Consider the following 25,767-nt stretch of genomic DNA (forward strand, 5'->3'; position numbering starts at 1 on the left):
GGCCGCCATCGCCAGCAAGCCGGCTCCTACAAGGTCAGCGTATGTCGGCGAGGATAGGTTGGGTGTCAGGCCGCCATCGCCAGCAAGCCGGCTCCTACAAGGTCAGCGTATAACCGCGAGAATAGATTGGCTGGCAGGCCGTCTTCGCCAGCAAGCCGGCTCCTACAAGGTCAGCGTATGTCGGCGAGGATAGGTGGGTTGGCAGGGCGCCATCGCCAGCAAGCCGGCGCCTACGAGGTCTGCGTATGTCGGCGAGAACAGGTCGGCTGGCAGGCCGTCTTCGCCAGCAAGCCGGCTCCTACGAGGTCTGCGTATGTCGGCGAGAACAGGTCGGCTGGCAGGCCGCCATCGCCAGCAAGCCGGCGCCTACAAAAGCAGATCGGCATACACCCGCTTCTCACCACTCATCAGGCCGAGCGTTAGCTCGCCTGCAGCTCTTGATCTTGATTCACCCGCCCCTTCGGGAGGCTGAGTGGAGGTGTTCATCCGGGGAGTGGCGCGCAGCGCCGTTCGACGCAGTCGAACTCATCGCATGTAGGTGCCAGCGAAGCCAACCGGAGGGCGATGCCCCCGGATGAATACCGGAGCGAAGGAACGCCGAGCCTCAGCGAGGGGCCGGACGCTCGGGGCGAGACCTTTTGGTTCCTTTTGGGGCGTTTGCCAAAAGGGACTCGCCGTAAGGGCGAAACCGCCAGCCGCCGTTACCGCAGAAATGGATATACACCCAGATCAACAAAAACCTGGTCGGCCCAAAGGCCGCCACGTTCAACCCACAATCGGCAAAGGCCTCGACATAAACTCACTGATCCGCGACCGCAACCACCGCTCCGCCGGATCATTGTCATGCACCCCACTCCAGGCCATCGACAACTGCGCCGCCTCAATCGGAAACGGCGGATCCTCAGCACGCAACGCACACCCCTCAACCAACGCACACGCCGCATAATCCGGCACCGTGGCAACCATCTCGGTCCTGGCCAGCAACGCCCGTAACCCACTGAACTGCGGAACCCCCAGCACCACCCGCCGACACCGCCCGATCTTGGCCAGATCCAGATCGATATTGCCGCTCAAATCACCAGAGAACGACACCATGGCATGAGGCCGTTCACAATACTCATCGAGCGTCAGCGTCCCCGGCCGTTTATCACCCCGCAGCACCTTGCACGGAATATCCCGCAACTTCTTGCACTTGGCATTCGCCGGCAAATCCGTGGTGTAACTCACCCCCACAGAAATTTCACCCGAGGCCAACAATGCCGGCATCAGCAAATAGTTGGCGCGACGCACCACCACGACAATCCCCGGCGCCTCTTCCTGCAGCTGCCGCAGCAACGGCGGAAACAACCCGAACTCAGCATCGTCCGACAAGCCGATGCGAAACACATCGCTGCTTGTCGTCGGATCGAACTCCTTCGCCCGGCTGACCGCCCCGGAAATGACATCCATCGCCGGCTGCAACTCCTTGAGAATGGCCAGCGCCCGCCCGGTCGGCTCCATGCCGCGACCATTGCGCAGCAACAACGGATCGTCGAACAAATCCCGCAGCCGCCCCAGCGCAGCGCTCACCGCCGGTTGCCCCATGAACAGTTTTTCGGCGACGCGGGTCAGGTTCTTTTCGAACATCAACGCCTCGAAAATAACCAACAGGTTCATATCGACGCGACGCAGATCATTACGGTTCATAGGTACGGTTTCCTTGGGAGGGCATCGGACTTTACTCGATCAGCGGGACTTTCGCCGCTCGTTTGTAGGGGCCGTATTCGACCGGCACCCATTGGAAGTGCTTGCCCTCTGCGGCGATGTGACCGATCCCCGGAAACGGCAAGTGCGCCGCCGTCACCCACGTCTTGCTCGCAGCGGTATCACTGAAAACCTTGGCGCGACTTTTGATCGCCTGCTGACTGTTGACGTCAAATCCGATCGAGACTTCCGGGTGCAAGAACTGCACCGCAAGGTTATGCACCAGATCGCCCATGAACAGAATGCTCTGCCCCTGAGAAGTGAAACGGTACGTGGTGCTGCCCGGTGTGTGTCCGGCTTCAAGCGTGGCCTCGACACCCGGTACCGGCGACTGACCAGCGTCGAACGTTTTAAAACGCCCTGCCGCGACATACGGTGCCGTGGAGTCCTGGGCGATTTTGAAATACGGTTTCGCACCCTCGGGGGCCTTGGCCAGGGCCTGAGGATCAAGCCAATAATCCGCTTCCGCCTTGGCGGCATAGACCGTGGCGTTTGCAAACACCGGTTTCTGCTGGCCATCGACCAGTCCGCAGACATGGTCCAGGTGCAGGTGAGTCAACAGGATCGTGTCGACCTGCGAAGGCTCGTAGCCAGCCGCTTTCATGTTGTCCGAGAGCATGCCCGCCGTTGCACCGATGCATTGACCGGCGCCGGTATCCACCAGGATCAATTGCTTGCCGGTGTTGATCAGAAAGGCGTTGAACGCCGTCTGCACGCCCGGCGTTTCAATCGAGCGACGGGCGAGCAACGCACGAATCTGGCTTTGGGTCAGGCCCTTGAGCAGTTTGGGCGACAGGTCGTTGTAACCATCGAACAATGCCGTCACCTCAAAATCGCCTACGGCCAATCGGAAATAGCCGGGCACTTGCGAGCCAACTTGTGCCGGTGCCTGAGCCGAGGAAACGCCGGATGCCAGCGCCATCGCGAGGCCCAACGCGCAAACCAGAGAATGTTTCATGCCTTCACCCTTGATCGAATCGCGAAAGCGGCCCTGCACAGGTCCGCCACATGACATCAATCATGCACGGGACCTGCATCCTGAAAATTGCAGCGATGTGCTGAGTTGGCACGGTTGTCCTTAACTGCGCGCAGGCGAAATTAACAACGTTTAACTCGCCTGCCAGAGCGCTCGCGCCCAAGAATGACGCTCACCGACACGGACATTTGTCATGGCTCATTCTCAGCAAAACGTCGCCTGCGCGACCGCCACTGAAACGCCAAAGAAAAACACGGGGGGCCTGACCCCGTGGCGCGAAAGCCTGGCCAAGCAACTGATCCTCGAACGTCTGGGCGAAACCATCGAAGTGACCGAACTGGCCCGCGCCTGCGCGCTCTCGCGCAGCCATTTCTCGCGCGCGTTCAAGTGCAGCACCGGCCTCTCGCCCCAGGACTGGATTCGCCACCAGCGCATCGCCCGCGCCAAGCAACTGATTCAGAGCACCGACCTCAGCCTGACCCAGATCAGCCTCGAATGCGGCTTCTGTGACCAGGCACATTTCTGCCACATTTTCACTCGCAGCGAAGGCATCAATCCGTTTGCGTGGCGTTGCCGGGCCGTGCGTTCCCTCCCCCGCATAAACCTGTAGGTGCCCAGCTTGCGGACGATGGCGATTTCACGGGCGCCTTCGCCGGCAAGCCATGCTCCTGCGGGTTGCCTGGATGTCCGGCATTAACGGTTCACACAAAATCTGAGGAGCACGGCTTGCCGGCGAAGGCGCCCGTGAAACCGCCATCGCGAGCAAGCCAGGATCGTTTAAACCAACGGCACCAACCGCTCCAACGCCTCGGCCACGCCAAACCCGTACGCCGGATCTGCCTTGGTGCAATTGTCGATATGGCGCTGACGAATCGCCTGCGGCACGCCTTTCATGGCTCGCGCGGTGTTGTCGAACAACAACTGTTTACGCGCCGGGTCCAGCAAGCGAAACAGGTTGCCCGGCTGCTCGTAATGATCCTCTTCCAGCCGATGATCATAGTGTTGCGCAAAACCTTCCAGCGGCAGCGGCGGCTCGGCCAGTTCCGGCGAATCCTGCCACTCGCCGACGCTGTTCGGGAAATAACTGGCGGTGCCACCCAGGTTGCCGTCGGTGCGCATGGCGCCGTCGCGATGGTAGCTGTGAGCCGGGCAACGCGGTGCGTTGACCGGTATGTGATTGAAGTTCACCCCCAGGCGATAGCGCTGGGCATCGCCATAGGAAAACAGCCGCGCCTGGAGCATGCGGTCCGGCGAGAAGCTCACGCCCGGCACCACGTTGGCGGGCGAGAATGCCGCTTGCTCGATCTCGGCGAAGTGGTTTTCGGCGTTGCGATTGAGCTCCATGATGCCCACTTCAATCAGTGGAAACTCACCGTGCGGCCAAACCTTGGTCAGGTCGAACGGGTTATGCCGGTAATTGATCGCCTGCTGTTCTTCCATCACCTGAATGCACAGTTTCCAGCGCGGGAAGTTGCCCTGCTCGATGACTTCGTACAAGTCCCGCAGATTGCTTTCGCGATCCTTGCCGACCACGGCTTCTGCCTCGGCGTCCGAGAGGTTTTCGATGCCCTGCTGGCAGACAAAGTGAAACTTCACCCAAACGCGTTTGTTGTCGCGGTCGATCAGGCTGAAGGTGTGACTGCCGAAGCCGTGCATGTGGCGGAAACTGGTGGGGATCCCCCTGTCGCTCATCACGATGGTCACCTGGTGCAGCGCCTCGGGCAGCAGGGTCCAGAAATCCCAGTTGCTGGTGGCGTTGCGAAGGCCGGTGCGCGGGTCGCGCTTGACCACGTGATTGAGGTCGGAGAAACGTAGCGGGTCGCGGAAGAAGAACACTGGCGTGTTGTTGCCGACAATGTCCCAGTTGCCTTCGTCGGTATAGAACTTCACCGCGAAGCCACGGATATCGCGCTCGGCATCCGCCGCACCACGCTCGCCGGCGACCGAGGAAAAACGCACGAACAGCGGCGTTTCCTTGCCCACCTCACTGAAAATACTGGCCTTGGTGTAGCGGCTGATGTCATGGGTGACGGTGAATGTGCCGTAGGCGCCCGCCCCCTTGGCGTGCATGCGGCGCTCCGGGATCAGTTCGCGGTCGAAGTGGGCGAGTTTTTCCAGTAACCAGATGTCTTGCAGGAGCGCCGGCCCACGAGGACCGGCGGTCTGGATATTGAGGTTGTCGACCACCGGCGCGCCGGTGGCATTGGTCAGCTTTTTCATGGTCATGTACTCGAAGAAATCGGCTCATCAGGAGCAAAAACGGCGCGGATCTACGCCCGCGCCGGTGTGCATCAACCCTTGAGGAACGCCAGCAGATCGGCGTTGAGCTGATCCTTGTGGGTGTCAGTCAAGCCATGGGGGGCGCCCGGGTAGACCTTCAGGGTAGAACCTTTCACCAGTTTTGCTGAGGCAATGCCGGCGGCTTCGATCGGCACCACCTGGTCCGCATCACCGTGTACCACCAGGGTCGGCACGTCGAATTTCTTCAGGTCTTCGGTGAAGTCGGTTTCGGAGAATGCCTTGATGCAGTCATAGGCGTTCTTGTGGCCGGAGGTCATGCCCTGCATCCAGAACCAGTCGATCATGCCTTGCGATGGTTTGGCGTCCGGCTTGTTGAAGCCGAAGAACGGACCGCTGGCGAGGTCGATGTACAGTTGCGAACGATCGACCAGGGAGGCCTGACGAATGCCGTCAAATACTTCAATCGGCAAACCACCCGGGTTGGCTTCGGTCTTGAGCATCAGCGGCGGCACCGAGGAAATCAGCCCGGCCTTGGCCACCCGGCCGGTGCCGTGGCGACCGATGTAACGCGCCACTTCGCCGCCGCCGGTAGAGAAGCCGAACAGCACGGCGTCTTTCAGGTCCAGCAGCTCGATCAGTTGCGCCAGGTCATCGGCGTAGGTGTCCATGTCATTGCCGGTCCACGGCTGGCTGGAACGGCCGTGACCACGGCGGTCGTGAGCGATGACCCGATAGCCCTTGGAGGCGAGGAAGATCATCTGCGATTCCCAGCTGTCGGCGTTCAGCGGCCAACCGTGGCTGAAAACGATGGGCTGACCGGTGCCCCAGTCCTTGTAGTAAATCTCGGTGCCGTCTCGGGTCGTGAACGTACTCATGCGATATCTCCTTGGTGAAGGTTGGGGTGAATCAAACCGGTGGGTGGTTCATGCGATCAGCCAGCCGCGCCACGCGCTCGCCCAGGTGCGCGGCTGTGCAGCGGTCTTCGGCGGGCGGTGCGAATTCGGGGGATTGTTCGACATTCGATTGCGCCATGGCGCCGAGCGAGCTGCCGAGGCGGTTGAGCTGCCCATCGAACACGCCTGTGCCGGAGCGCGCAGGCAGCAGGTCCAGACCGACCCAGATCATTGAGTGCTGCGCGGCGAAAACCGCCATCTGCAGCAAGGTATTGAGTTTGTCGCCGCACAAGCAGCCGGAATTGGTGAAGCCGGCAGCCAGTTTGTCGCGCCAGGGTTGAGCCAGGTAGAACGCCGCCGTGGCTTCCATGAACCCCTTGAAGCGCGCCGAGGCGCTGCCCATGTAGGTGGGCGCGCCGAAGATGATCGCGTCGGCGTTGTGCAAACGGTCCCACTGCTGGTCCACGTCCTCGACCGAAATCAGCTGGCAGGTGCTGCCCAGGTGACGTTCCACACCTCCGGCCACGGCTTCGGCCATGACCCGCGTGTGCCCGTAGCCACTGTGATAGACCACCACCACGTTGCTCATTCCGGCGTCGCTCCCTGTGTGTTCGATCCCTGTGCATCAATCCAAAAGGTTCAGCCTTCGGCTGACCGGTGGGAGTTGAAGACCCTGAGTTTTGGGCGTAGACCAGACGCAGCACGAGTTAAACGTTGTTAATTTTCCCTGGCGCGCCAAAAGCCTAGGCGACACCTTTTCGAGTTCCCCGCCCAATAAATACGGAACTCGGCAACAGAGACGGGAAACTGCCAGGCCAGACGAACACCCGGGAGTTGCTGCACGGCAAGTTGCACTGATCGACAAACCTGACGAATATGCTCGAAAACCGCATACCAGACGGCAGCAAGCAGGAGTTACCCGTTGTCCCTTTTCCTCGCACAGGCCATCCATTTCGGCCCCTACCGGATCTATCCCGGCCAACGCCTGGTGATGGAGGCCGACCAGCCCCTGCGTCTGGGCCGGCGTGCCATGGACATTCTGTTGATCCTTCTGGAGCACGCCGGGAAAGTGGTCAGCAAACAGGAACTGATCGCCAGGGTCTGGCCCAAAAGCGTAGTCGAAGACATCAACCTGCGGGTGCACATGGCGGCATTGCGCAAGGCTTTGGGCGATGGTCAGGCCGGCCAGCGTTACATCGTCACTGTGGCTCACCGGGGCTACAGCTTTGTCGCGCCGTATTCGCTGGAGCACGTCGAGCAACCGGCACTGAGCGAGACACCGGCACCGGCGCCAGGCGGCCACAACCTGCCGGTGCGTCGAACCCGCATGATCGGGCGTCAGACCCTTGTCGACAGCCTGGTGGCCCAGCTGTCACGCCAGCGTTTCATCACCCTGATCGGTCCCGGCGGGATCGGCAAGACCACCGTGGCCCTGCGCGTCGCCGAGCAATTGATCGGGCAATATCGGCACGGCATTCGCCTGCTGGACCTGGCACCGATCAACGACCCGGCGATGATCACCGCGCATCTGGCGAACTTGCTCGAACTGTCCTTGCACGACACCGAACCGATGAGCGGCCTCGCGGCGTTTTTGCATGATCGGCAAATGCTGCTGGTGATCGACAACTGCGAACACCTGATCGACGCCATCGCCCTGCTGAGTGAAAACCTCCTGCGCGCCGCGCCCGAGGTGCACATTCTGGCCACGAGCCGCGAGAGCCTGCGGGCCGAAGGTGAGTTCGTCCAGCGCCTTGGGTCACTGGACTGCCCCCCGCCCATCGCCGTGCTCGACCGCGCTCAGGCCCTGACGTTTTCGGCCCTGCAGCTGTTTGTCGAGCGGGCGATGGCCAGCCACGACAGTTTCGAACTGACCGATGACGAACTGCCGCTGGCGATTGAAATCTGCCGACGCCTGGACGGCATTCCACTGGCGATCGAGCTGGCGGCCGCGCAAGTCAACAGCCTCGGGCTGAGCGGATTGCTGACACAACTGCAGGGCAGTTTTCGCCTGCTCACCCAAGGCTGTCAGACCACCTTGGGCCGGCATCAAACCCTGCGTGCAACGCTGGACTGGAGCTTCGAACTGCTCAGCCCCTGTGAACAAGTCTGCCTGCGTCGGCTGGGTGTGTTCAGGGGCGGCTTCACACTGGAATCGGCAGCGGCGGTGATCGTCGGCGAACACATCGAACCCCGTGAGGTGTTTGGTTCGATCACACAATTGGTCGCCAAGTCGCTGCTGAACGTGGAGGTCGGCGATGAAGAGGTGTTTTACCGCCTGCTCGACACGACCCGCAGTTATGCGCTGGAAAAACTCGACCAGGCCGCCGACCTCCCGGACACCCGCAAACGTCATGCCGAACGCTGCCTGGCCTTGATGCATCAGGCCCAACAAGAATGGGAGACGGTCCAGACGCACACGTGGATCGAGCGTTATGCCCGCAGTCTGGAAGACATTCGTTCCGCCCTCGACTGGGGATTGAACGCGCAAGGACCGCAAGCATTGGCGATCCGTCTGGCTGCGACGTCAGCGCCGCTGTGGCAGGAATTGTCGCTGCTCAGGGAGCACGGCGTGTATGTGCGCAAGGCGCTGGCATTGCTGGACGCGGCGCCCGAGCCTTGCCCTCGGCTGAAAATGGCCCTGAAGCTGGCCCTCGGCAGCTCGTGCTATCACACCCAGGGCGGCTCGGCGGAGACCGTTGAAGCCTTCGTCAGCGCCAGAAACCTGGCCAGGCAGTGCAACGATGTGGCCGGTCAATTGCGGGCGGTGTCCGGGCACCTCGCGGTCAACCTCAGTTGTGCGCACTATCAGACGGCCCTGGAACAGAGCCGACAATTCGACAGGCTAGGGCTGAACGGTGATGCGGTGTTGTCTCTCAGCGCCCACCGCTTGCGGGTGCTGGCGCTGCACTTTGCCGGGGACCAGCACCAGGCGCGGGCTGATGCCGAGCAGGTCCTGCAGCGCATGGCCCAGAGCGGGCACCTCAATCGCTTCAGCCACGGTTTTGGCGTGCACTATGATCAGAGCGTCGCCGCCCTGACGGTTCTGGCACGCATCCTCTGGGTGCAAGGACAGCCGGAAAAGGCCTGGCGCACTGCCCGACAAGCCCTGGACATTGCGCTGCAGATCAACCACGGCACCTCCATTTGCTACACCCTGGCACTGGCCAGTTGCCTGATCGCTCATTACAACGGCGACACCCGCACCGCTCGCGAACTCTTGCGCTTGCTGCTGGAACAAGCGCAAAAACACTCGGTGCTGCTGTTCTACACCTGGGCCCTGCACTACGCCCAGGTGATCGACCACGCCGAGGTTCGCTCGTCCCTTCTGCCGGGCGCGGGGCTGATCAAGGACATTATGGTCACGCTGGACACCGGCTTCGTTGATGACGCCTTGTTGCAACGGGCGGACACCGGCATGGCCGGCTGGAGCACGGCGGAAATCCTGCGAGCCAAGGCTGATGCGCTGCTGGCGCAAGGTTGCCCGTTGAAAACCGAAGCCGCCGAAGCCGTGCTGATTCGGGCCTTGAACGTGGCAAAACATCAGGGCGCCCTTGCCTGGGAACTGCGTAGCGCCACTTCACTGGCACAGCTTTGGCAGCGCCAGGGGCGGCACCGGCAAGCGCACACGCTGCTGGCACCGATCTACCAGCGGTTCACTGAGGGTTTTGCCACACCGGACCTGACCAAGGTGCGTCGTTTACTCGACGAGTTGCAGCACCACCTGCCCGCTTGATGTCCAGCGCGTCCGGCTGATGTAGCGGGCGTAACGCATTTCAAAGGCAGGCAGCTCACCACTGTGCTCAAGTTTTTCGAGGGCGTAGGCGCGCGTGGTGTTGAGGAAGCGATACCGTCTCAGCCCCCCGCCCTGTTCCAGCGACAACAGCGATTTGAGCGCCAGACTTTCCACCACTTCAACCAGGCGCTCGGGCAATAGCGCCGTGCAACCGAGCACGCCAATCGCCGCGTCCAGTGTAAAGGCCATTTTGAACACCGCCAGACGCTGCAACACGGTTTGCTCCAGCGGACACAGGTGTTCATAGCTCCAGTCCAGCGCCGCTTTAAGGGTTTGATGGCGGGGCACGGCGGTGCGCCGGCCGTGGCTCAGCAGCTGAAAACAGTTGTCGAGCTGGGCTTGCACACCCACCAGCGCCAACGCGTCGATTTGCGCGGCCGCCAGCTCGATGGCCAACGGTAACCCATCGAGGCGGCGACAGATTTCCCCAACGACCTTGAGGTCCTGTTCGCGCAGGGCAAACCCTTGCTGGCGGGCGCGCGCGCGACTGACGAACAACTGCACCGCTGAATAGCCCATGGCCTCGGCCACACTGTGCAATCCCGACGCCGGTGGCACCGTCAGTGGCGGCAAACGCTGGACCGATTCCCCCTGCGCGTTGAGCGGCTCTCGACTGGTGACCAGGATCGACAGCCGCGGTGCGGATTTCAGCAAGTCCTCGACCAACGTGCGGCAGCATTCGTGCAAGTGTTCACAATTGTCCAGCACCAGCAACGCATGGCGTTGCGCCAAGTCATCCAGTATCGTCCCGGGCTCCAGTTCGAGGGCGCAAGCCAGGTGATCGAGCACCTGCGCAGGGTCATCGATCGCCGCCAGATCCACCCTCCAGACACCGTCCCGAAAATGCTGCAAGAGCAACTCGGCCACACGCAACGCTACGGTGGTCTTGCCGATGCCGGCAGGACCGACCACGGTCATGAGGCGCCGAACGGGCAACTGCCGAACCAGGCTGCCAACAATCGAGTCGCGGCCAGTCACCGGTGTCAGTCGCGCAGACAGGTTGTGCTGAGGTTTCTGAACGGTCTCGATCGACGCCAGAGAACACGCAGGCACTCGTTCCACCGCCGCGATAAAGCTGTAGCCATGCTGGGGAATGTTGACGATATAGCGCTGCCCGTCCTGCCCGTCGCCCAAGGCGCGACGCAGCGCAGCGATGTGCACGCGCAGGTTGATTTCCTCGACCACCGACGTCGGCCAGACGAGTGCGATCAATTCGTCCTTGCTGACGACAGTGCCTGCGCGCTGGACCAGCACCTGCAGAATATCCAGGGCCCGCCCGCCCATGCGCAGCGACCGGTCACCGTCCAGGATCAACCGTTGCCGCAGGTGGAGTGCGTAGGGGCCGAATTGCAGCACCGCGTCGCTGTTCACATTTGTAAAGCTGTTCATGCACGTTCACGTGCGCAAACCCGGGACGGCTCGAAAGACTGCACATCCATCGCGCGCCAGGCTCGCGCACCTCCATTGCAAAGAGTTCAACGGTATCTTGGCAGGCCTCGGTTACGGTACAACTGAAACGATGGGAGCGTCACGGCCATCACGGTGCGCAAGACGGACAAGAAGGCTCTAGCTTGACTGTTCCCGGTACAGGGTCGGCGTCAACCCAAGCTTTTCACTGAACAAAAACCGCATGTGCCGCACACTGCCGAAGCCACTTTTGAACGCCACGGTCTTGAGCGGCAAGTCCGTGGTTTCCAAGAGATTCCTGGCGCAATCGATGCGGGCGCTTTGTAGAAACTCCATCGGGGTCATCTTCACTTCGCGGGCAAACACCCTGGCGAAATGACGCGGACTCATGGTGGCCAGGCCCGCCATGCGTTCGATACTGAATGCCTCATCCAGATGCTCAAGCATGTAGTTCTGCACTCGGGTCACCGGCGTTTCATGGGGCGCAACAGCGGCCATCAACGGACTGAATTGCGCCTGACTGCCCTGGCGCTTCATCACCACCAGTAACACCTTGGCCACATCCTGGGCGACTTTCTTGCCGTGGTCTTCGGCGACGACTGACAACGCGAGGTCGATACCGGCCGTGACGCCGCCGGAGGTAATGAGGTTGCGGTCCTGCACGTAAATCTTATCGGTCTCCACCGTCGCCTTGGGGAAGGCCTTGATCAGCCGTTCGGTGTAATGCCAGTGGGTGGTAACGCGATAACCGTCGAGCAGACCGGCGTGCCCAAGCACAAATGCACCGGTGCAAATCGAGCCATAACCGCCTGCGCGGCTGACGGCACTTTGCAGCCAGTCGAGTAACGGCGGGTGCTTTTCGCTGTAGGCACCGGGACCGCCGGGCACCAGCAACAGGTCATACGCTTGATCCGCCTGATCGATGTGCACGTCGGGGTGAACGCTGACGCCGTTGGACGCACGCAATGCCCCGTGTTCGGTGCCGATGGTCGACAACTCATAGCGCTCCGTCGGAGCCAGGTAGCGATTGGCGATGGAAAACACCTCCATCGGCCCGGCCATGTCGAGCAGGAGAAAGTCGGGGAACAGCACCATTGCTACGGTTTTCATGGTTCAAAATCACTGAGATCAAAAAAGAATTACTGGCTAACCAACAACCCTGTAGGAGCCGGCTAGCTGGCGATAGCAGAGTGTCAGTTGCCAACAATATCGGCTGATACACAGCTATCGCCAGCAAGCCGGCTCCTACAGAGAACGCGCTCGGCGTGCTGTGCATTATGGACAAATGGAACGGGAACAGCCTGCTCATTATTGTCAACCTGATAGAGACAGTATTTCAATTTTCATCTACTTATTGCACCAACCGATAAACATTAACCTTCTCCTCACTCGGACGAATCAACGTCCCAACAGGAGATTTCATCATGCTGACCCTTCGCAAAGCTTCCGATCGCGGCGCGGCCAATCACGGTTGGTTGAAGTCGTTCCATACCTTTTCCTTCGCCAACTACCGCAACCCGAAAGAGCAGGGTTTTTCCGACCTGCTGGTGATCAACGATGACCGTGTCGCCGCCGGCAAAGGCTTTGGCCAGCACCCGCACCGCGACATGGAGATTTTCTCCTATGTGCTCGAAGGTGCCCTGGAACACAAGGACACCCTGGGCACCGGTTCGGTGATCCGCCCCGGTGACGTGCAATTGATGAGCGCCGGCAGCGGCGTGGCGCACAGCGAGTACAACCACTCGGCCACCCGCGGCGTGCACTTCCTGCAAATCTGGATTGTGCCGGACGTCAGCGGCGCCAAACCGCGCTATCAGCAAGAGCATTTCAGCACGCAGAAAAAACGCGGCCGGCTGCAACTGATCATCTCCCCCGAGGGGAAAAACGGCTCACTGAAGGTGCGCCAGGATGCACGGGTGTATGCCGGGCTGATCGACGGCAAGGAATCCGCCACCCTGGAACTGGCCGCCAATCGCTATGCCTATGTGCATGTGGCTCGCGGCAGTGTCGAACTCAACGGCATGCAATTACAGGAAGGCGATGGCGTGCGGGTTCGGGATGAACGGCTGTTGAGCTTGAGTAATGGTGTTGATGCCGAAGTGCTGGTGTTTGACCTGCGTCCCCAGGAACTGCCTGAAATGCCGTAATCCTGCGTGAAGAAATCGCCACCTCGCTGCGCTCCACAGCTCCTACAGGTACACGCAAATCCTGTAGGAGCTGTCGAGCGCAGCGAGGTGGCGATCTTTCAGGCTTTACTCGCCAGTCCCCGAAAACACCGCGACAATTTCATCGATGACCGCACGAACCCTGGCGGTATGCCGCAAGTCCTCATGGGTCACCAGCCACACGTCATACGGCACCGGTCGCGTGCGCTCCGGCCACAACCTGACCAGCCCGTCCCTCTCCCCCATGTACACCGGAATTTCCCCCAGCCCGATCCCCGCGGCAATGGCCCGACGCACAAGCAGCCCCGAACTCAGGCTCGATACGATGCGCCCGCGCCCCAGCGGTTCCGAAACCAGCGTCATCTCCTTGTTGCCCTGCAAATACGGCTGATACACCACCAGGTCATGTCCTTCGAACAACGAACCCGGCGCGGGCACGCCGTGGGCGTCCACATAGTCTTGCGATGCAAACAGGCCCACCGGCCAACGCGCGATGCGCCGGGCGATCAGGTCCGGGTTGTCCGGTCGGGTATTGCGCACGGCGATGTCGGCTTCGCGTTTCGACAGGCTGATCATTTGCGTCGATGCGTCCAGTTGCACGCGCACGTCAGGGTGCTGCTCGTGCAAGCGAGCAATGGCCGGGATCAGGAAGTCGATGGCCATGGAGTCGGTGGTGCTGACCCGAACGGTACCCGTCAGTCGATCATCAAGCCCTTGAATCCGGCGCTCCAGTTCCAGCGCCGAATGCTCCATTTTTTCCACGGCTTTCAATGCGGCTTCGCCAACGGCGGTCAACGCGTACCCCTCGGAGGTGCGCAGAAACAGCGTCGCACTCAAGGACTTTTCCAGTGCCGTGATTCGCCGGCCGACGGTGGCCTGATCGACACCCAGAACCCGCGCTGCGCCGCGTAGCGTCGATTCCCGGCAAACCGCCAGAAATACCCGTGCGTCATCCCAATTCATACGGCTCTCCACTGATGCATATATGCATCACGATAGCGCAAACTCGCTGCGTTATTGAATCAGAAAACAGGAATAAGCTGGGCGCCATAGATAAACCAACAGGACAGCCCCCATGCTCAGCACATCAACCACCCCGCGCAGCGCGATATGGCTGCCGATCTTCGCCGGACTCTGCGCCAGCCTGGTCAGCATCGGCCTGGCGCGGTTTGCCTACACACCGTTGATTCCCTCGTTGATCCAGGCGCACTGGTTTTCCGCCAGCGACGTGATGTACCTCGGCGCCGCCAATCTGGTCGGTTACCTGATCGGTGCACTGATCGGCCATCCGCTGGCCCGCCGCACCTCCAACAAAAGCGCGCTGCGCCTGATGATGCTGGCGGTGACGCTGTCGTTTTTCGCCTGTGGCTTTCCGCTGTCGGTGAGCTGGTTCTTCGGCTGGCGCCTGCTGTCGGGCATCGCCGGCGGCGCGATCATGGTGCTGGTCGCCGCGACCGTGCTGCCGCATGTGCCGGTCGCCCGCCGGGGTTTGGCCAGCGGTGCGATTTTTCTGGGCATCGGTTTGGGCATTGCCGGATCGGGCACGATTGTTCCGCCGCTGCTGAGCCTGGGTTTGCAGAACACCTGGTTCGGGCTCGGTTTGCTGGCGCTGGTACTGACCGCCGCCAGCTGGTTCGGTTGGCCGTTGGCCGCGCACCCGGCAACTGTCACGCCGTCAGGTAACGAAGCCAGTGTGCCGACCGATCCGCAGGTTTATCTGTTGTTTGCCCAGTACGCGTTCATGGCGGCCGGCCTCGTGCCCGCCATGGTGTTCCTGGTGGATTACGTCGCCCGCGGGCTCGGTGCCGGGTCGCATGTGGGTGCGCTGATCTGGGTGATGTACGGTCTCGGCGCGATTATCGGTCCGGTGAGCTACGGTTTCCTGGCCGACAAACTGGGCGCACGGTTGAGCATTCGCCTGGTGCTGGTGGTACAGGCGCTTGCCGTGGGTCTGCTGTCGATTTCCAGCTCATTCACCGCGCTGGCCTTGCTGGCAGTGATCCTCGGCTCGTTCCCGCCGGGCATCGTGCCGCTGGCACTGGCCCGGGTTCACGAACTGATCCCGCAGCATCACCGGCAGCAAATGGCCTGGAGTCGCGCCACCGTGTCGTTCGCCACATTCCAGGCGATTGCCGGGTTTGCCTATTCGGCCTTGTTCAACGCCAGCGGCGGGCATCACGGGTTGTTGTTCATCATCGCGGCGGGAGCCATTGTCGTGGCGCTGCTGCTGGAACCTGCCATGCGCCTGCTGAACCGTCATGATCGGCTGCAACCGGTATTGAACTGAGTCACTGCCACCTTGATGTGGTCAACTTACTGAACACCTTCCAGACAGGACGCTCCCATGAATCTGCCCTCCACCATGACCCTGATCGAAATCACCGAACCCGGCGGCCCTGAGGTGTTGAAGCCGCGCCAGGAAGCCGTCCCCACCCCCGGTGTGGGCGAGGTGCTGATTCGCGTGCACGCCGCCGGGGTCAATCGCCCCGACGTGATTCAACGGGCGGGAAAGTACCCGATGAAACCCGGCATGAGCCCGATCCCTGGCCTGGAAGTGGCGGGCGAAGTGGTCGCGGTCGGTAAAGACGTGAGCGAATTCATCGTCGGCGACAACGTCTGCGCACTGACCAACGGCGGCGGCTACGCACAATACTGCGTCGCACCCGCCAGCCAGACACTGCCGATTCCTCAAGGCATGGATTGGGTGCAAGCGGCGGCGGTCCCGGAAACGTTCTTCACGGTGTGGGCGAACCTGTTCGACATGGGTGGCGCCAGCAAAGGCCAGCGGGCATTGATTCACGGCGGCACCAGCGGTATCGGCACGACGGCCCTGATGTTGTGTCGCGAGTTCGGCGTCAAGGCATTCGCCACGGCAGGCAATGAAGAAAAGTGCGCGGCGATCCGCACGTTGGGCGCGGAGGCGATCAACTACCGCGATCAGGATTTCGTCCAGGTGATTCAGGAAAAAACCGCTGGCAAGGGCGTCAATGTGATTCTCGACATCATGGGCGGCTCGTACCTGAATGCGAACATCGCGGCGCTGGGTATGGAGGGTCGACTGGTGATGCTGGGCTTTCTCGGCGGTGCTCACGCCAAAGACGTCGACCTGATGGCGATCATGAGCAAACGCGCGACGATCACCGGCTCACTGATGCGCTCGCGAACCCGCGAAGAAAAAGCTTCGATCGCCGAGCAACTGCGCGAGTACGTCTGGCCGGTATTGGCTGCCGGGCGGTGTCTGCCGATGATCGACAAGGTCTATCCGCTGGCCGATGCGGCGCAGGCTCATGCGCGGATGGAAGGTGGCGATCATATTGGCAAGATTGTGCTGCGAGTGGATTAACAACACCGCCCCTTTGTAGGAGCAGAGCTTGCTCTGCTCCTACAAAGGGATGGGTGAACGATTGTCGAAAATGTTCCCGTCGCCGGGGCGCATCTGTTAAAAACCGAACTTCAGTTTTTACCGATGGACCACCCAATGCCCTCCTCCCTGCTCACACGTCTGCGCCGCCGCTGGCTGCCCTTGCTGTGCATGGCCCTGCTGGTTGTCGGTCTGCCGGTGAGTTGCGGAGTGCTTGAGCACACCGAGCGCGAGCTGCTGTTTCGTATCGAGCCTGGCATCGCCGGCTGGTATCGCGGCTTGCCGAAGGATGTCCAGGAATTCGACATCAAGTCTGCCAGCTTCAAAGGCGGGCAAAACCTGCATGCCTGGTGGTGGCCCGCCGCCCGTCGTGATGCACCATCTATTCTCTATCTGCATGGCGTGCGCTGGAATCTGACAGGTCAGGCATTCCGCATCGAGCAATTGCGCGCCATGGGTTACTCAGTGCTGGCCATCGACTACCGCGGTTTTGGTCAAAGCAAAGGTGATCTGCCATCGGAAACCAGCGTGTATGAAGACGCCCGGGCCGCCTGGGAACGTTTCAAGACGATGCAACCCGACGCCAGCAAACGCCTGATCTACGGCCATTCCCTCGGCGGCGCCGTGGCCATCGACCTGGCGGCTGAACTGGCCGCACAGGCCAAAAAAGACCACGTCGTCGTTCCGGTGCGCGGTCTGGTCATCGAGTCCACCTTCACTTCGCTGGGCGATGCCGTTGCGCAGGTGGCCGAAAGTAATCTGCCGGTGAAATGGCTGCCCGTACGCTGGTTGCTGTCGCAGAAATTCGATTCCATCGACAAGATCGTCGACATCGATATGCCACTGCTGGTGGTCCATGGCCTGGCCGACGCGTTCATGCCCTCGCGATTCAGCCAGCAGTTGTTCAATGCCGCCAGCGAACCCAAACGCCTGCTGCTGGTGCCGGGTGGTACGCACAACAACAGCATGAGCCTGGGCGGCGCCCAGTATCGCCAGGCACTTGAAGGCTTGATGAAGGCAAAACCGCCGCAGATGGCCGGGCCGGCATTGATTCGCGGTACCCAGGACTCCTGACGGCTATCGATAACCTTGCGCCTGCAGGTTGAACAACTGCGCATAACGCCCGCCCGCCGCCACCAGACTGTCGTGGTCGCCGCGCTCAAGGATTGCGCCCTGATCCAGCACGATGATGTGGTCGGCATTGCGCACGCTGGAAAACCGGTGGGAAATCAGCAGCGTCATGCGACCTTCGGTGTGCTCGCTGAAATGCTCGAACACCGCCGCTTCCGCCGCCGGGTCGAGGGCTGAAGTCGGCTCATCCAGAATCAGTATGTCGGCATCACGGCGCATATAAGCCCGGGACAAGGCGATCTTCTGCCATTGCCCGCCGGACAGCTCCTGCCCGCCGGCAAACCAGCGGCCCAATTGCGTGGCATAGCCGCGATCCAGACGCTCGATGAAAGGCGCGGCCATGCCCTCGGCGGCGGCGGCCTGCCAACGTTGTTCATCGTTGAACGCCAACGTATCACCGACACCAATGTTCTCGCCCACGGAGAACTGGTAACGGATGTAATCCTGAAAAATCACACCGATACGCCGACGCAGTGCGCCTTCTTCCCACACCTGCAAATCGCTGCCGTCCAATAGAATGCGGCCCTGATCGGGACGGTAGAGACGGGTCAGCAACTTGATCAGCGTGGTCTTGCCTGAACCGTTCTCCCCCACCAGCGCCACACTGTGCCCCGGCACGAGGTGCAGATCGATGCCTTCCAGCGCCGCGCGGCTCGCCCCCGGATAGCAGAACCCGACGTTCTCGAACCGCAAACCATCGCCGGGCAGCGCCCCCTCGGTGAGATGCCCGGTATCCGCGACGACGGGTTCAGCCAGGTATTCATAAAGACTCGACAGGTACAGGCCATCCTCGTAAAGACCGCTGATGGCACTCAAGCTGCTGCTCACCGCCGTCTGACCTTGCTTGAACAGCACCAGGTACATGGTCATCTGGCCGAGGGTGATACTGCCGTGAACGGTGTCGACCACCACCCACGCGTAGGCCAGGTAAAACGCCCCCGTGCCCAGCAACCCCAGCACAAAACCCCAGCCATCCCGTCGCAAGGTCAACCGGCGGTCCTCGGCGTAGAGTCGCGCGAACGTCTCGCGATACCGCTTCAACAGCAGCGGCGCGAAACCGAACAGCTTGACCTCTTTGATATAAGCCTCGTGGGAGAGCAGCGTCTCGATGTAGTTCTGCTGCCGGCTCTCTGGCGCACGGCGGGTGAACAGCCTGAAGGCGTCACCGGAGAAATGCGCCTCGGCAAAAAATACCGGCAGTGCGCCGACCACCAACAGCACCAGCGCCCACGGCGAAAAATGCACCAGCAACACACCGAAGCTGATCAGCACGATCAGATTCTGGATCAGCCCCAGCGACTTCATCACCAGTGCCAACGGTCGGGTCGACGCCTCGCGCCGCACCCGAACCAGCTTGTCGTAAAATTCCGAATTTTCGAACTGCACCAACGACAACGTCTGGGCTTTCTCCAGAATCATCGTGTTGACCTTCTGCCCCAACTGCACCCGCAACAGCGACTGCTGCACCGACAGCGCCCGCTGAGTCCCGGAAAGCAAAGCAAGCACACCGGCTTCAAACAGCACGTAACGCACCACAGGCCATAACGGCGCACTGCCCTGCTGCGCATGCAACTGCATGGCGAACACCACGGCATCGACGATGCGCTGGCCCAGCCAGGCGGCCAGCGCCGGGAGCATGCCAGCGATCAGGGTTGCAAGCACCAGGCCCAGAAACAACCCGCGAGAGGTTCCCCAGACAAGGAGCAAGGCGCGTCTGGCCTGGTCGAGCAATGAGGTGACTCGGGAAAGGCTCGCAGGCATGTTTATCTGCTGCGCTTGCGCGGTTTCTGAAACTCTCTTCTTGAAGGTGGAGGGCCGGTTGGAATCACCAGTCCGGGGGGAGGAGGACCACCATTTTCCCATTCCTCCATTAACCGCCTCAGCTCAGGCGGCATTTCTGTAGGCATTTTGCATGTCATTTGATCACCCTATTGTTTTTGCGAATTCGACCCACTGCACTTTTGAAGCATCAATAACAATAACCTTGGCCCTGACAGGTAACGGATTGTCGTGGTTATCAATCCAGCGAGGAAACTCGAGAACAAACTGTCCGTGGGCAGGCTCCGATGGCCATTCGCTTGGCCAGCCAAACAGACGCTTCCCTCCGGTCAAATGCAGTATTACGAATCCCTGTCTCGATAAAAAAGCACTGTACCACTCGCAGGGGAACGAATTTTTGGTGGTGACTTTCAGCCTCCTGAGTAACGCATGAAGCTTGTCGCTGTTTGCGACGTGGCACGAAAGAAATCCCATCAGCACCGCAATCACCGCTGACCATAATGCCTCCGATTTCTTGTCCCAGGCGCCAATTGAAAAAACGTGTTCCCCCGTTAAAAGCAGCATCGCCTCCAAACCGACAACCAGTGACTGAATCACAAACGTGAAAATCAGCGCCTGGACTATCTGTCCAAAGGTGTCCGGCCGTTTGAACGCCGTGAGCGAGTAGAAAATCCAGGCGGCTAAAAAGCCGGGAAGCAAATACTGCAGTAACGGAATGACTTCCTTGACCAAGCTATCCATGCCATTTCCAATCCATTGAAAAAATCGACCCGGAGCAAATGAATACAGCACCTCTACGGCCTGTGTCATCCATTGCTTAAGTGCGGTCGTCACAAGAGATTTCGGGACTACAAGCGGGACTACAAGCGGAAAATCCTCCTACATTTAACAAAGAAAAACTGGACAAAAACTCAATCCGGATCCGACGTCATGTGTTCCTGAAACCGCGCCCGATACCGACCCGGACTCTCCCCCGTCCACTTTTTGAACGCCCGATGAAACGCACTTGGTTCCTGAAAACCCAGTTGCTCGGCAATGTCACCAATGCTGGCCTTGCTCTGACGCAACTGTTCAAACGCAACGCCGCGACGCACTTCGTCCTTGATCTCTTGATAGGAACACCCTTCCCGCTCCAGCTTGCGGCGAAAGGTGCTGGGACTGAGGTGTTGTTCCAGGGCAAATGCCTGCAAGGTCGGCCACTGGCTGTAATGACTGTTGCGCAAACGCTGATGGACCTGCGACGCCAGGCCATGCTGGTTGCGGAAGCGAATCACCAGCCATTGCGGTGCAGTGCGCAGAAACACTTTCAGCGAGGCGAGGTCCTGAACCACCGGCAAACGCAGGTAATGGCTGGCGAATTCGATTTCGGTGCGCTCGGCGCCGAAGGTCAGGTTGGGACCCCAGAGCAAACGGTCGTCGCTGAGGGCCACGCGCGCATGACGAAAATCCGCACGGTCGATGGGGATGCGCCGCCCGCCCAGCCAGCACAGCAGGCTGATCATCAGCACCAGAAACGTCTCTTCGCCCAAACGCGCAACGTCATCGTTTTGCGCACAGGTATCCAGGCTGATGACCGCACGTTTGCCACGTACCGTCAGCGTGCCGCGAAAGTCACGAAGGAACAGCGAAAAGTTGCTCAGGCACTGGCGCATGGCTTTGTGCAGATCGGGCTCCTGAATCAAGGCGCGGCAAATCAGCGCGAAGCTGCCCGGCGGCATGCCGTGGGAGTCGAGCCCGAAGAATTCGTCGTCGAGCTCGCGGATCTGGATCAGCCAGAGTGCGGCAAACGCACTGGCCGGCACCCGCGCCACGGGCTGCTCGATCAACGCCGGGTCGATACCTGCCTGTTCCAGCGCAGCCCGCTGTCGCTGCGGATTGTCCCCCAGCCCATGGATCATCGCCTGCACGAAGTAGGCGGCTACCGAGTCCTTTTCCCGCATCTGAACGCTTCGCTCCCCAATCACCCGAATGGCAAAAAACACCAGCACCGTTGAACAGTTTCGGCATAGGACAACCGTCCCGCCGGTTCTAGACTCGCGACCAATAGTACGCCTTCGGCCGTTGCCTCGGCCAAGGTATCGCAGGGTTTGACCGGAAGGACGTGTACATGAATCTGCAAAACATTGGCGTGATCGGCGCCGGCACCATGGGCAACGGCATCGCGCAAGTCTGTGCCCTGGCTGGCTTCAATGTGACCTTGATCGACATCTCCGAGAGCGCTTTGCAAAAGGCACTCGCTACCGTCAGTAAAAACCTCGACAGGCAGGTCAGCAAGGACACGCTGACCCAGGAGCAAAAGCTCGCCGCCCTCGACAAGATTCGCACCAGCACCGATTACAGCAGCCTGCAAAACGCGCAACTGGTCATCGAGGCCGCCACCGAAAACCTCGACCTGAAACTGCGAGTGCTGCAACAGATTGCCGCGCAGGTCAGCACCGAGTGTGTGATTGCCTCCAACACGTCGTCGCTGTCCATCACCCAGCTCGCCGCCAGCGTCAGCGAGCCTGAGCGTTTCATCGGCCTGCATTTCTTCAACCCGGTGCCGGTGATGGGTCTTATCGAAGTGATTCGTGGCCTGCAAACCAGTGACGCAACACACGCGCTGGCGCTGGACATGGCCACGACCCTGGGCAAAACCGCGATCACCGCCGGTAACCGTCCGGGTTTTGTGGTCAACCGGATTCTGGTGCCGATGATCAACGAAGCGATCCTGGTGTTTCAGGAAGGCCTGGCCAGTGCCGATGACATCGACGCCGGCATGCGCCTGGGTTGCAATCAGCCGATCGGCCCGCTGGCGCTGGCGGACCTGATCGGCCTGGACACCGTGCTGGCGATTCTCGAAGCCTTCTACGACGGTTTCAACGACAGCAAATATCGCCCCGCGCCACTGCTCAAGGAAATGGTCGCCGCCGGCTACCTGGGACGCAAAACGGGGCGTGGCTTCCATGCCTATGCCTGAGCGTTGCTCACGTTTCGCCGAGTACCGGGACAAGGTGCTGGAGCTGTTTGCCAGCAAGGGGTTCGGGCAGGTCGGCATGCGTGAGCTCGCGACGTGCCTGGGGCTCGCCCCGGGTTCGTTGTATCACCATTACCCCAGCAAGCAGCACTTGCTGCTCGACCTGATCGAAGAGTTCTATGAAGAACTGTTGTCGACGCTTGGGCGTATCGATCAAAAAACTTCAGCGAAGCGCGACAAGTTGCAAAACCTGATACGCGCACACCTGAACCTGCATCAGGAAATGCCCTGGCATTTCCGCCTGGCGGAACGCGACAGCGGCTGCCTGAATGATGATCAGCAGGCCCGCGTTCGGCAGTTACGCGAACAGTACGAACGCAAATTACTGCTGATGCTCGGTACCAGAGCCCGCCTCAGCGAACAGGCGCAACCTGCCGCCGCACATGCCATCGCCAACCTGCTCAACAGTGCGCCGAGCTGGCTGGCGCACCAGACGCTGGAGGAACACGAGCGGGTTGAGATGCTGGAAAACCTGGTCGGCGGGGCCATTGAACGTTTGCTGCGTCCCACGGTGCCACGCGCAGTGGCCTGAGAAACCGGCCGGGTTTCAGTGGATCGAGCGAGCCACCGATGCAAAGCGTGAACCCACGCCGCATAATGGCGCCCCCCTCAAACACAAAAAGGAATTCGTGTGTTATCCCGTCCCCGCACCCTCTGGTCATGGCTCTACTACCCCCTGAGCTATATCGCCGTCTTCGTACTGATTCTGCACATCGCCGCCTTCGACTGGTCGCTGATTACGCCCATTGATGTCGGCGGAACCTTTATGGGGGGCGGCATGGCGACCCAGCTTTATCTTATCGGCTGGGGCGCTGCCACCGTCGGCCTGCTACTTGCCGTTGTGTTTCGGTTGCCGGGATCGATCTACGGCTGGATCAGCGCCGGACTTTTGCCATTGGGCATTGGCGCCTGGTGGCAACTGAACTACCCGGCAAACGCCGACCAATTGATTTTGAGCACCAGCCGACAGCAGATCGGTGTGGCCATGCTGATCGGCGCGGTGTTCCTGTGCAGCGGTCTGTTTGCTCGCTCAAGAATCAAAAGCAGTGCCTCCAAAACATCGCCCTCGCGGTCCGAAATGCTTGGGCGGATGACCGTCGCAGTCGCGCTGCTCACCTTGTTTGTCGGCGTGCCCATGGCCATCTTCAAACAACAATCGTTACCGAACTGTGCCGTCAACAAGGCGGGTCAACAGTTGACGGTCTGCCTGGGCGAAGACGATGTCCCGGTGATCGTGGATTGAGCGATAACCCGCACCGCGTCAATAGAAAAAACATCTAAACGATTTTTGCCAATTACCACCTCTAAGGCTTTGCTAATGCCGTTGCAGGAGCGAGCGTGCTTGCTCCTGCAGGCATACTTTCCTCCGCCTGTTGTCAACGGGAGCACACAATGAAAATCAATCCCTACCTCATCTTCAACGGCGACTGTAAAGCCGCGTTCACCTTCTATGCCCAAGCCCTGCAAGGCCAGCTCGACATGATGATGACCTTCGGTGAAAGCCCGGCCCGCGAGCACTTTCCGGCAGACCTGCACAACCTGATCATTCATACCCGCCTGTCGGTGGGCGATCAGGCAATCATGGGGTCGGATACCACACCTGATCGCCCCACGGATGACATGGCCGGTTGTTCGGTCTCGCTGAATGTCGACAGCATTGCCGAGGCGGAGCGTGTCTTCAACGCGTTGGCCGAAGACGGCAGCGTGCAAATGCCTCTGGAAGCGACCTTCTGGGCCGCACGTTTCGGGATGCTGGTTGATCGGTTTGGCGTGTCGTGGATGGTCAATTGCGAAAAGGATCAGTGACATTCAGGCAAGCAAACGCCCAACCTGAAAAGGTTGGGCGTGGTGGAAACGCTCGGACCGAGAGATCGCGTTCAAGTACCGGTAACGGCTGCGCCTATCCCTTCACGCACACCACCTGACGCAAGGTATGCAGCACTTCCACCAGCTCGCGCTGGGCGTGCATCACGTGGTCGATGTCTTTGTAGGCCATCGGTATTTCATCGATCACCGCTGCATCCTTGCGGCACTCGACGTGGGCGGTGGCGCGGATCTGATCTTCGACGGTAAACAGGCTTTTCGCTTTGGTTCGGCTCATGGTGCGGCCAGCGCCGTGGCTACAGGAGCAGAACGATTGCTCGTTGCCGAGCCCGCGAACGATGAAACTTTTCGCGCCCATCGATCCCGGAATGATCCCCAACTCTCCCTTCTGCGCCGACACCGCGCCTTTGCGGGTAACCAGAATATCCTGGCCAAAATGCCGCTCTTTCTGCACGTAATTGTGGTGGCAGTTCACCGCCTCCAGGGCGACGTCGAACGGCTTGCTGATCACTTTCCGTGTCGCCTGAATCACCGATTGCATCATCAGCGCACGGTTCTGCCTGGCGAAATCCTGGGCCCAACCGACGGCTTCAACGTAATCATCAAAATGCCGGCTGCCTTCTTCGAAATAGGCCAGGTCGCGGTCCGGCAGATTGGCGATGTGCTGGCGCATGTCGGCCTGAGCCAGTTGAATGAACAGGTTGCCAATGGCGTTGCCAACCCCACGTGAACCGCTGTGCAACATGAACCAGACCCGATTGGCTTCATCCAGGCACACCTCAACGAAGTGGTTACCGCTGCCCAATGTGCCCAAGTGCCCGCGATTATTGGTGCTGGCGAGTTTCGGGTACTTGTCGGTGATTGCCTTGAACCGTGGGTTCAAGGCAGCCCAGGCATGCTCGGCCTGTTTGGGAACACTGTCCCACGCACCTTTGTCCCGGACGCCACGACCAACGGTGCGCCCATGGGGTACCGCTTTCTCGATCGCGCAACGCAAACCATGCAGGTTGTCCGGCAAATCAGCAGCGGTCAGCGACGTGCGCGCGGCGATCATGCCGCAGCCAATATCCACCCCGACGGCGGCCGGGATAATCGCGCCCACGGTAGGAATCACACTGCCGATGGTCGAGCCCTTGCCCAGGTGCACGTCGGGCATCACCGCCAGGTGTTTGAAGATGAACGGCATCTTCGCGGTGTTGATCAATTGCTGCCTGGCTTCGTTTTCCACCGGAACGCCTTCGGTCCAGAGCTTGATCGGTTTGCCGTTGGCGACGTCCAGCAGTTGATAGGTACGGTCTTGCATGATGCGGTACTTTCCAGTGGCCGATGATTCGGCGCTGTTCTGAAGACTGAGCCGTCTGTTGAGTCTTCATAGTATCGCAGCGAAACCACGTTGCAGATCCTCGATCAACGCCTCGACATTCTCCATCCGCAGCGC

The 25,767-nt window shown here is 60.5% G+C and carries 22 protein-coding genes; 10 read left to right on the forward strand and 12 right to left on the reverse strand.

The genetic code is table 11. The annotated features are described in order from the left end of the window. Window positions 1-765: 765 nt before the first annotated feature. Together FBY04_RS24985 and FBY04_RS24990 are read right to left on the reverse strand one after the other, a co-directional pair. Window positions 766-1,686: a LysR family transcriptional regulator gene (locus FBY04_RS24985; RefSeq protein WP_145317657.1), complete on the reverse strand. Its 921-nt coding sequence runs from the start codon at window positions 1,684-1,686 to the stop codon at window positions 766-768. 31 nt (window positions 1,687-1,717) lie between these two features. After that, window positions 1,718-2,701 carry an MBL fold metallo-hydrolase gene (locus FBY04_RS24990; RefSeq protein WP_145317661.1) on the reverse strand — a complete coding sequence of 328 codons (984 nt, stop codon included), beginning with the start codon at window positions 2,699-2,701 and terminating at the stop codon, window positions 1,718-1,720. Window positions 2,702-2,912: 211 nt separating this feature from the next. Between FBY04_RS24990 and FBY04_RS24995 the strand changes: the two genes are divergently transcribed. Continuing rightward, window positions 2,913-3,329: a helix-turn-helix domain-containing protein gene (locus tag FBY04_RS24995; protein ID WP_084323779.1), complete on the forward strand. Its 417-nt coding sequence runs from the start codon at window positions 2,913-2,915 to the stop codon at window positions 3,327-3,329. 167 nt (window positions 3,330-3,496) lie between these two features. On the opposite strand, the gene FBY04_RS25000 is transcribed toward FBY04_RS24995, so the two are convergent. The 3 genes from FBY04_RS25000 to FBY04_RS25010 all read right to left on the reverse strand — a co-directional run bounded on the left by FBY04_RS25000 (window position 3,497) and on the right by FBY04_RS25010 (window position 6,442). After that, the gene (locus FBY04_RS25000; protein WP_276526379.1) at window positions 3,497-4,939 is read right to left on the reverse strand and encodes a catalase; all 1,443 of its coding nucleotides are present in this window, start codon (window positions 4,937-4,939) and stop codon (window positions 3,497-3,499) included. Between the two features lie 71 nt (window positions 4,940-5,010). Continuing rightward, complete coding sequence (locus FBY04_RS25005) at window positions 5,011-5,835, reverse strand: alpha/beta fold hydrolase (protein WP_084323781.1); 825 nt, start codon at window positions 5,833-5,835, stop codon at window positions 5,011-5,013. A gap of 31 nt (window positions 5,836-5,866) precedes the next feature. Next, window positions 5,867-6,442, reverse strand: a complete 576-nt coding sequence (locus FBY04_RS25010; RefSeq protein ID WP_084323782.1) for a flavodoxin family protein — start codon at window positions 6,440-6,442, stop codon at window positions 5,867-5,869. A 333-nt stretch (window positions 6,443-6,775) separates the two neighbouring features. Between FBY04_RS25010 and FBY04_RS25015 the strand changes: the two genes are divergently transcribed. After that, the gene (locus FBY04_RS25015) at window positions 6,776-9,586 is read left to right on the forward strand and encodes a winged helix-turn-helix domain-containing protein (protein ID WP_084323783.1); all 2,811 of its coding nucleotides are present in this window, start codon (window positions 6,776-6,778) and stop codon (window positions 9,584-9,586) included. Here the strand turns inward: FBY04_RS25015 and FBY04_RS25020 are convergent. Together FBY04_RS25020 and FBY04_RS25025 are read right to left on the reverse strand one after the other, a co-directional pair. Beyond that, window positions 9,551-11,035: a winged helix-turn-helix domain-containing protein gene (locus FBY04_RS25020; protein ID WP_145317665.1), complete on the reverse strand. Its 1,485-nt coding sequence runs from the start codon at window positions 11,033-11,035 to the stop codon at window positions 9,551-9,553. The genes FBY04_RS25015 and FBY04_RS25020 overlap by 36 nt on opposite strands. 177 nt (window positions 11,036-11,212) lie before the next feature. Further along, window positions 11,213-12,163 carry a GlxA family transcriptional regulator gene (locus tag FBY04_RS25025; protein ID WP_145317667.1) on the reverse strand — a complete coding sequence of 317 codons (951 nt, stop codon included), beginning with the start codon at window positions 12,161-12,163 and terminating at the stop codon, window positions 11,213-11,215. A 314-nt stretch (window positions 12,164-12,477) separates the two neighbouring features. Between FBY04_RS25025 and FBY04_RS25030 the strand changes: the two genes are divergently transcribed. Continuing rightward, on the forward strand, window positions 12,478-13,200 hold the full coding sequence (locus FBY04_RS25030) for a pirin family protein (RefSeq protein WP_084323786.1): 723 nt from the start codon (window positions 12,478-12,480) through the stop codon (window positions 13,198-13,200). Between the two features lie 105 nt (window positions 13,201-13,305). Here FBY04_RS25030 and FBY04_RS25035 read toward each other — a convergent pair whose 3' ends face one another. Next, the gene (locus FBY04_RS25035; RefSeq protein ID WP_084323443.1) at window positions 13,306-14,181 is read right to left on the reverse strand and encodes a LysR family transcriptional regulator; all 876 of its coding nucleotides are present in this window, start codon (window positions 14,179-14,181) and stop codon (window positions 13,306-13,308) included. Window positions 14,182-14,293: 112 nt separating this feature from the next. Here FBY04_RS25035 and FBY04_RS25040 point away from each other — a divergent pair, with 112 nt between their 5' ends. From FBY04_RS25040 to FBY04_RS25050, 3 genes are all read left to right on the forward strand, one after another. Further along, a complete protein-coding gene (locus tag FBY04_RS25040; RefSeq protein WP_145317669.1) occupies window positions 14,294-15,505 on the forward strand; it encodes a YbfB/YjiJ family MFS transporter in 1,212 nt (403 codons plus the stop codon). Window positions 15,506-15,562: 57 nt separating this feature from the next. Continuing rightward, complete coding sequence (locus tag FBY04_RS25045; protein ID WP_145317671.1) at window positions 15,563-16,561, forward strand: NAD(P)H-quinone oxidoreductase; 999 nt, start codon at window positions 15,563-15,565, stop codon at window positions 16,559-16,561. Window positions 16,562-16,696: 135 nt separating this feature from the next. Beyond that, window positions 16,697-17,653, forward strand: coding sequence for an alpha/beta hydrolase (locus FBY04_RS25050; RefSeq protein ID WP_145317674.1), 957 nt, complete (start codon window positions 16,697-16,699; stop codon window positions 17,651-17,653). 3 nt (window positions 17,654-17,656) lie between these two features. On the opposite strand, the gene FBY04_RS25055 is transcribed toward FBY04_RS25050, so the two are convergent. The 3 genes from FBY04_RS25055 to FBY04_RS25065 form a co-directional block, all read right to left on the reverse strand. After that, window positions 17,657-19,471 (reverse strand): ABC transporter ATP-binding protein, encoded by a 1,815-nt coding sequence (locus FBY04_RS25055; RefSeq protein WP_084323439.1) that lies wholly within the window; start codon window positions 19,469-19,471, stop codon window positions 17,657-17,659. Window positions 19,472-19,633: 162 nt separating this feature from the next. Next, entirely contained in the window at window positions 19,634-20,230 is a 597-nt protein-coding gene (locus tag FBY04_RS25060) for a DUF6338 family protein (RefSeq protein ID WP_145317765.1), read from the reverse strand. Window positions 20,231-20,400: 170 nt separating this feature from the next. Next, on the reverse strand, window positions 20,401-21,429 hold the full coding sequence (locus FBY04_RS25065; RefSeq protein WP_084323437.1) for an AraC family transcriptional regulator: 1,029 nt from the start codon (window positions 21,427-21,429) through the stop codon (window positions 20,401-20,403). Between the two features lie 167 nt (window positions 21,430-21,596). On the opposite strand from FBY04_RS25065, the gene FBY04_RS25070 reads away from it, so the two are divergent. From FBY04_RS25070 to FBY04_RS25085, 4 genes are all read left to right on the forward strand, one after another. Further along, entirely contained in the window at window positions 21,597-22,448 is an 852-nt protein-coding gene (locus tag FBY04_RS25070) for a 3-hydroxybutyryl-CoA dehydrogenase (protein ID WP_084323436.1), read from the forward strand. Then, the gene (locus FBY04_RS25075) at window positions 22,435-23,037 is read left to right on the forward strand and encodes a TetR/AcrR family transcriptional regulator (RefSeq protein WP_145317678.1); all 603 of its coding nucleotides are present in this window, start codon (window positions 22,435-22,437) and stop codon (window positions 23,035-23,037) included. Before FBY04_RS25070 ends, FBY04_RS25075 begins: the two co-directional genes overlap by 14 nt. A 99-nt stretch (window positions 23,038-23,136) precedes the next feature. Beyond that, window positions 23,137-23,748: a hypothetical protein gene (locus tag FBY04_RS25080; RefSeq protein ID WP_256667159.1), complete on the forward strand. Its 612-nt coding sequence runs from the start codon at window positions 23,137-23,139 to the stop codon at window positions 23,746-23,748. Window positions 23,749-23,897: 149 nt separating this feature from the next. Further along, window positions 23,898-24,311: a VOC family protein gene (locus tag FBY04_RS25085; protein ID WP_084323434.1), complete on the forward strand. Its 414-nt coding sequence runs from the start codon at window positions 23,898-23,900 to the stop codon at window positions 24,309-24,311. 94 nt (window positions 24,312-24,405) lie between these two features. Here FBY04_RS25085 and FBY04_RS25090 read toward each other — a convergent pair whose 3' ends face one another. Beyond that, window positions 24,406-25,632: an RtcB family protein gene (locus tag FBY04_RS25090; RefSeq protein WP_145317681.1), complete on the reverse strand. Its 1,227-nt coding sequence runs from the start codon at window positions 25,630-25,632 to the stop codon at window positions 24,406-24,408. Window positions 25,633-25,767 lie beyond the last annotated feature (135 nt).

This window comes from Pseudomonas sp. SJZ080, assembly GCF_007828295.1.
Classification (GTDB): domain Bacteria; phylum Pseudomonadota; class Gammaproteobacteria; order Pseudomonadales; family Pseudomonadaceae; genus Aquipseudomonas; species Aquipseudomonas migulae_A.

What these genes read in the sequence shown, in the direction of transcription:
- FBY04_RS25045 (WP_145317671.1), top strand. Translation starts at nt 15,563, where the DNA reads ATGAATCTGCCCTCCACCATGACCCTGATCGAAATCACCGAACCCGGC.
- FBY04_RS25005 (WP_084323781.1), bottom strand. Translation starts at nt 5,835, where the DNA reads ATGAGTACGTTCACGACCCGAGACGGCACCGAGATTTACTACAAGGAC.
- FBY04_RS25000 (WP_276526379.1), bottom strand. Translation starts at nt 4,939, where the DNA reads ATGAAAAAGCTGACCAATGCCACCGGCGCGCCGGTGGTCGACAACCTC.
- FBY04_RS25050 (WP_145317674.1), top strand. Translation starts at nt 16,697, where the DNA reads ATGCCCTCCTCCCTGCTCACACGTCTGCGCCGCCGCTGGCTGCCCTTG.
- FBY04_RS25075 (WP_145317678.1), top strand. Translation starts at nt 22,435, where the DNA reads ATGCCTATGCCTGAGCGTTGCTCACGTTTCGCCGAGTACCGGGACAAG.
- FBY04_RS25030 (WP_084323786.1), top strand. Translation starts at nt 12,478, where the DNA reads ATGCTGACCCTTCGCAAAGCTTCCGATCGCGGCGCGGCCAATCACGGT.
- FBY04_RS25035 (WP_084323443.1), bottom strand. Translation starts at nt 14,181, where the DNA reads ATGAATTGGGATGACGCACGGGTATTTCTGGCGGTTTGCCGGGAATCG.
- FBY04_RS25085 (WP_084323434.1), top strand. Translation starts at nt 23,898, where the DNA reads ATGAAAATCAATCCCTACCTCATCTTCAACGGCGACTGTAAAGCCGCG.
- FBY04_RS25055 (WP_084323439.1), bottom strand. Translation starts at nt 19,471, where the DNA reads ATGCCTGCGAGCCTTTCCCGAGTCACCTCATTGCTCGACCAGGCCAGA.
- FBY04_RS25065 (WP_084323437.1), bottom strand. Translation starts at nt 21,429, where the DNA reads ATGCGGGAAAAGGACTCGGTAGCCGCCTACTTCGTGCAGGCGATGATC.
- FBY04_RS25025 (WP_145317667.1), bottom strand. Translation starts at nt 12,163, where the DNA reads ATGAAAACCGTAGCAATGGTGCTGTTCCCCGACTTTCTCCTGCTCGAC.
- FBY04_RS25040 (WP_145317669.1), top strand. Translation starts at nt 14,294, where the DNA reads ATGCTCAGCACATCAACCACCCCGCGCAGCGCGATATGGCTGCCGATC.
- FBY04_RS24985 (WP_145317657.1), bottom strand. Translation starts at nt 1,686, where the DNA reads ATGAACCGTAATGATCTGCGTCGCGTCGATATGAACCTGTTGGTTATT.
- FBY04_RS25060 (WP_145317765.1), bottom strand. Translation starts at nt 20,230, where the DNA reads ATGGATAGCTTGGTCAAGGAAGTCATTCCGTTACTGCAGTATTTGCTT.
- FBY04_RS25090 (WP_145317681.1), bottom strand. Translation starts at nt 25,632, where the DNA reads ATGCAAGACCGTACCTATCAACTGCTGGACGTCGCCAACGGCAAACCG.
- FBY04_RS24995 (WP_084323779.1), top strand. Translation starts at nt 2,913, where the DNA reads ATGGCTCATTCTCAGCAAAACGTCGCCTGCGCGACCGCCACTGAAACG.
- FBY04_RS25070 (WP_084323436.1), top strand. Translation starts at nt 21,597, where the DNA reads ATGAATCTGCAAAACATTGGCGTGATCGGCGCCGGCACCATGGGCAAC.
- FBY04_RS25010 (WP_084323782.1), bottom strand. Translation starts at nt 6,442, where the DNA reads ATGAGCAACGTGGTGGTGGTCTATCACAGTGGCTACGGGCACACGCGG.
- FBY04_RS24990 (WP_145317661.1), bottom strand. Translation starts at nt 2,701, where the DNA reads ATGAAACATTCTCTGGTTTGCGCGTTGGGCCTCGCGATGGCGCTGGCA.
- FBY04_RS25020 (WP_145317665.1), bottom strand. Translation starts at nt 11,035, where the DNA reads ATGAACAGCTTTACAAATGTGAACAGCGACGCGGTGCTGCAATTCGGC.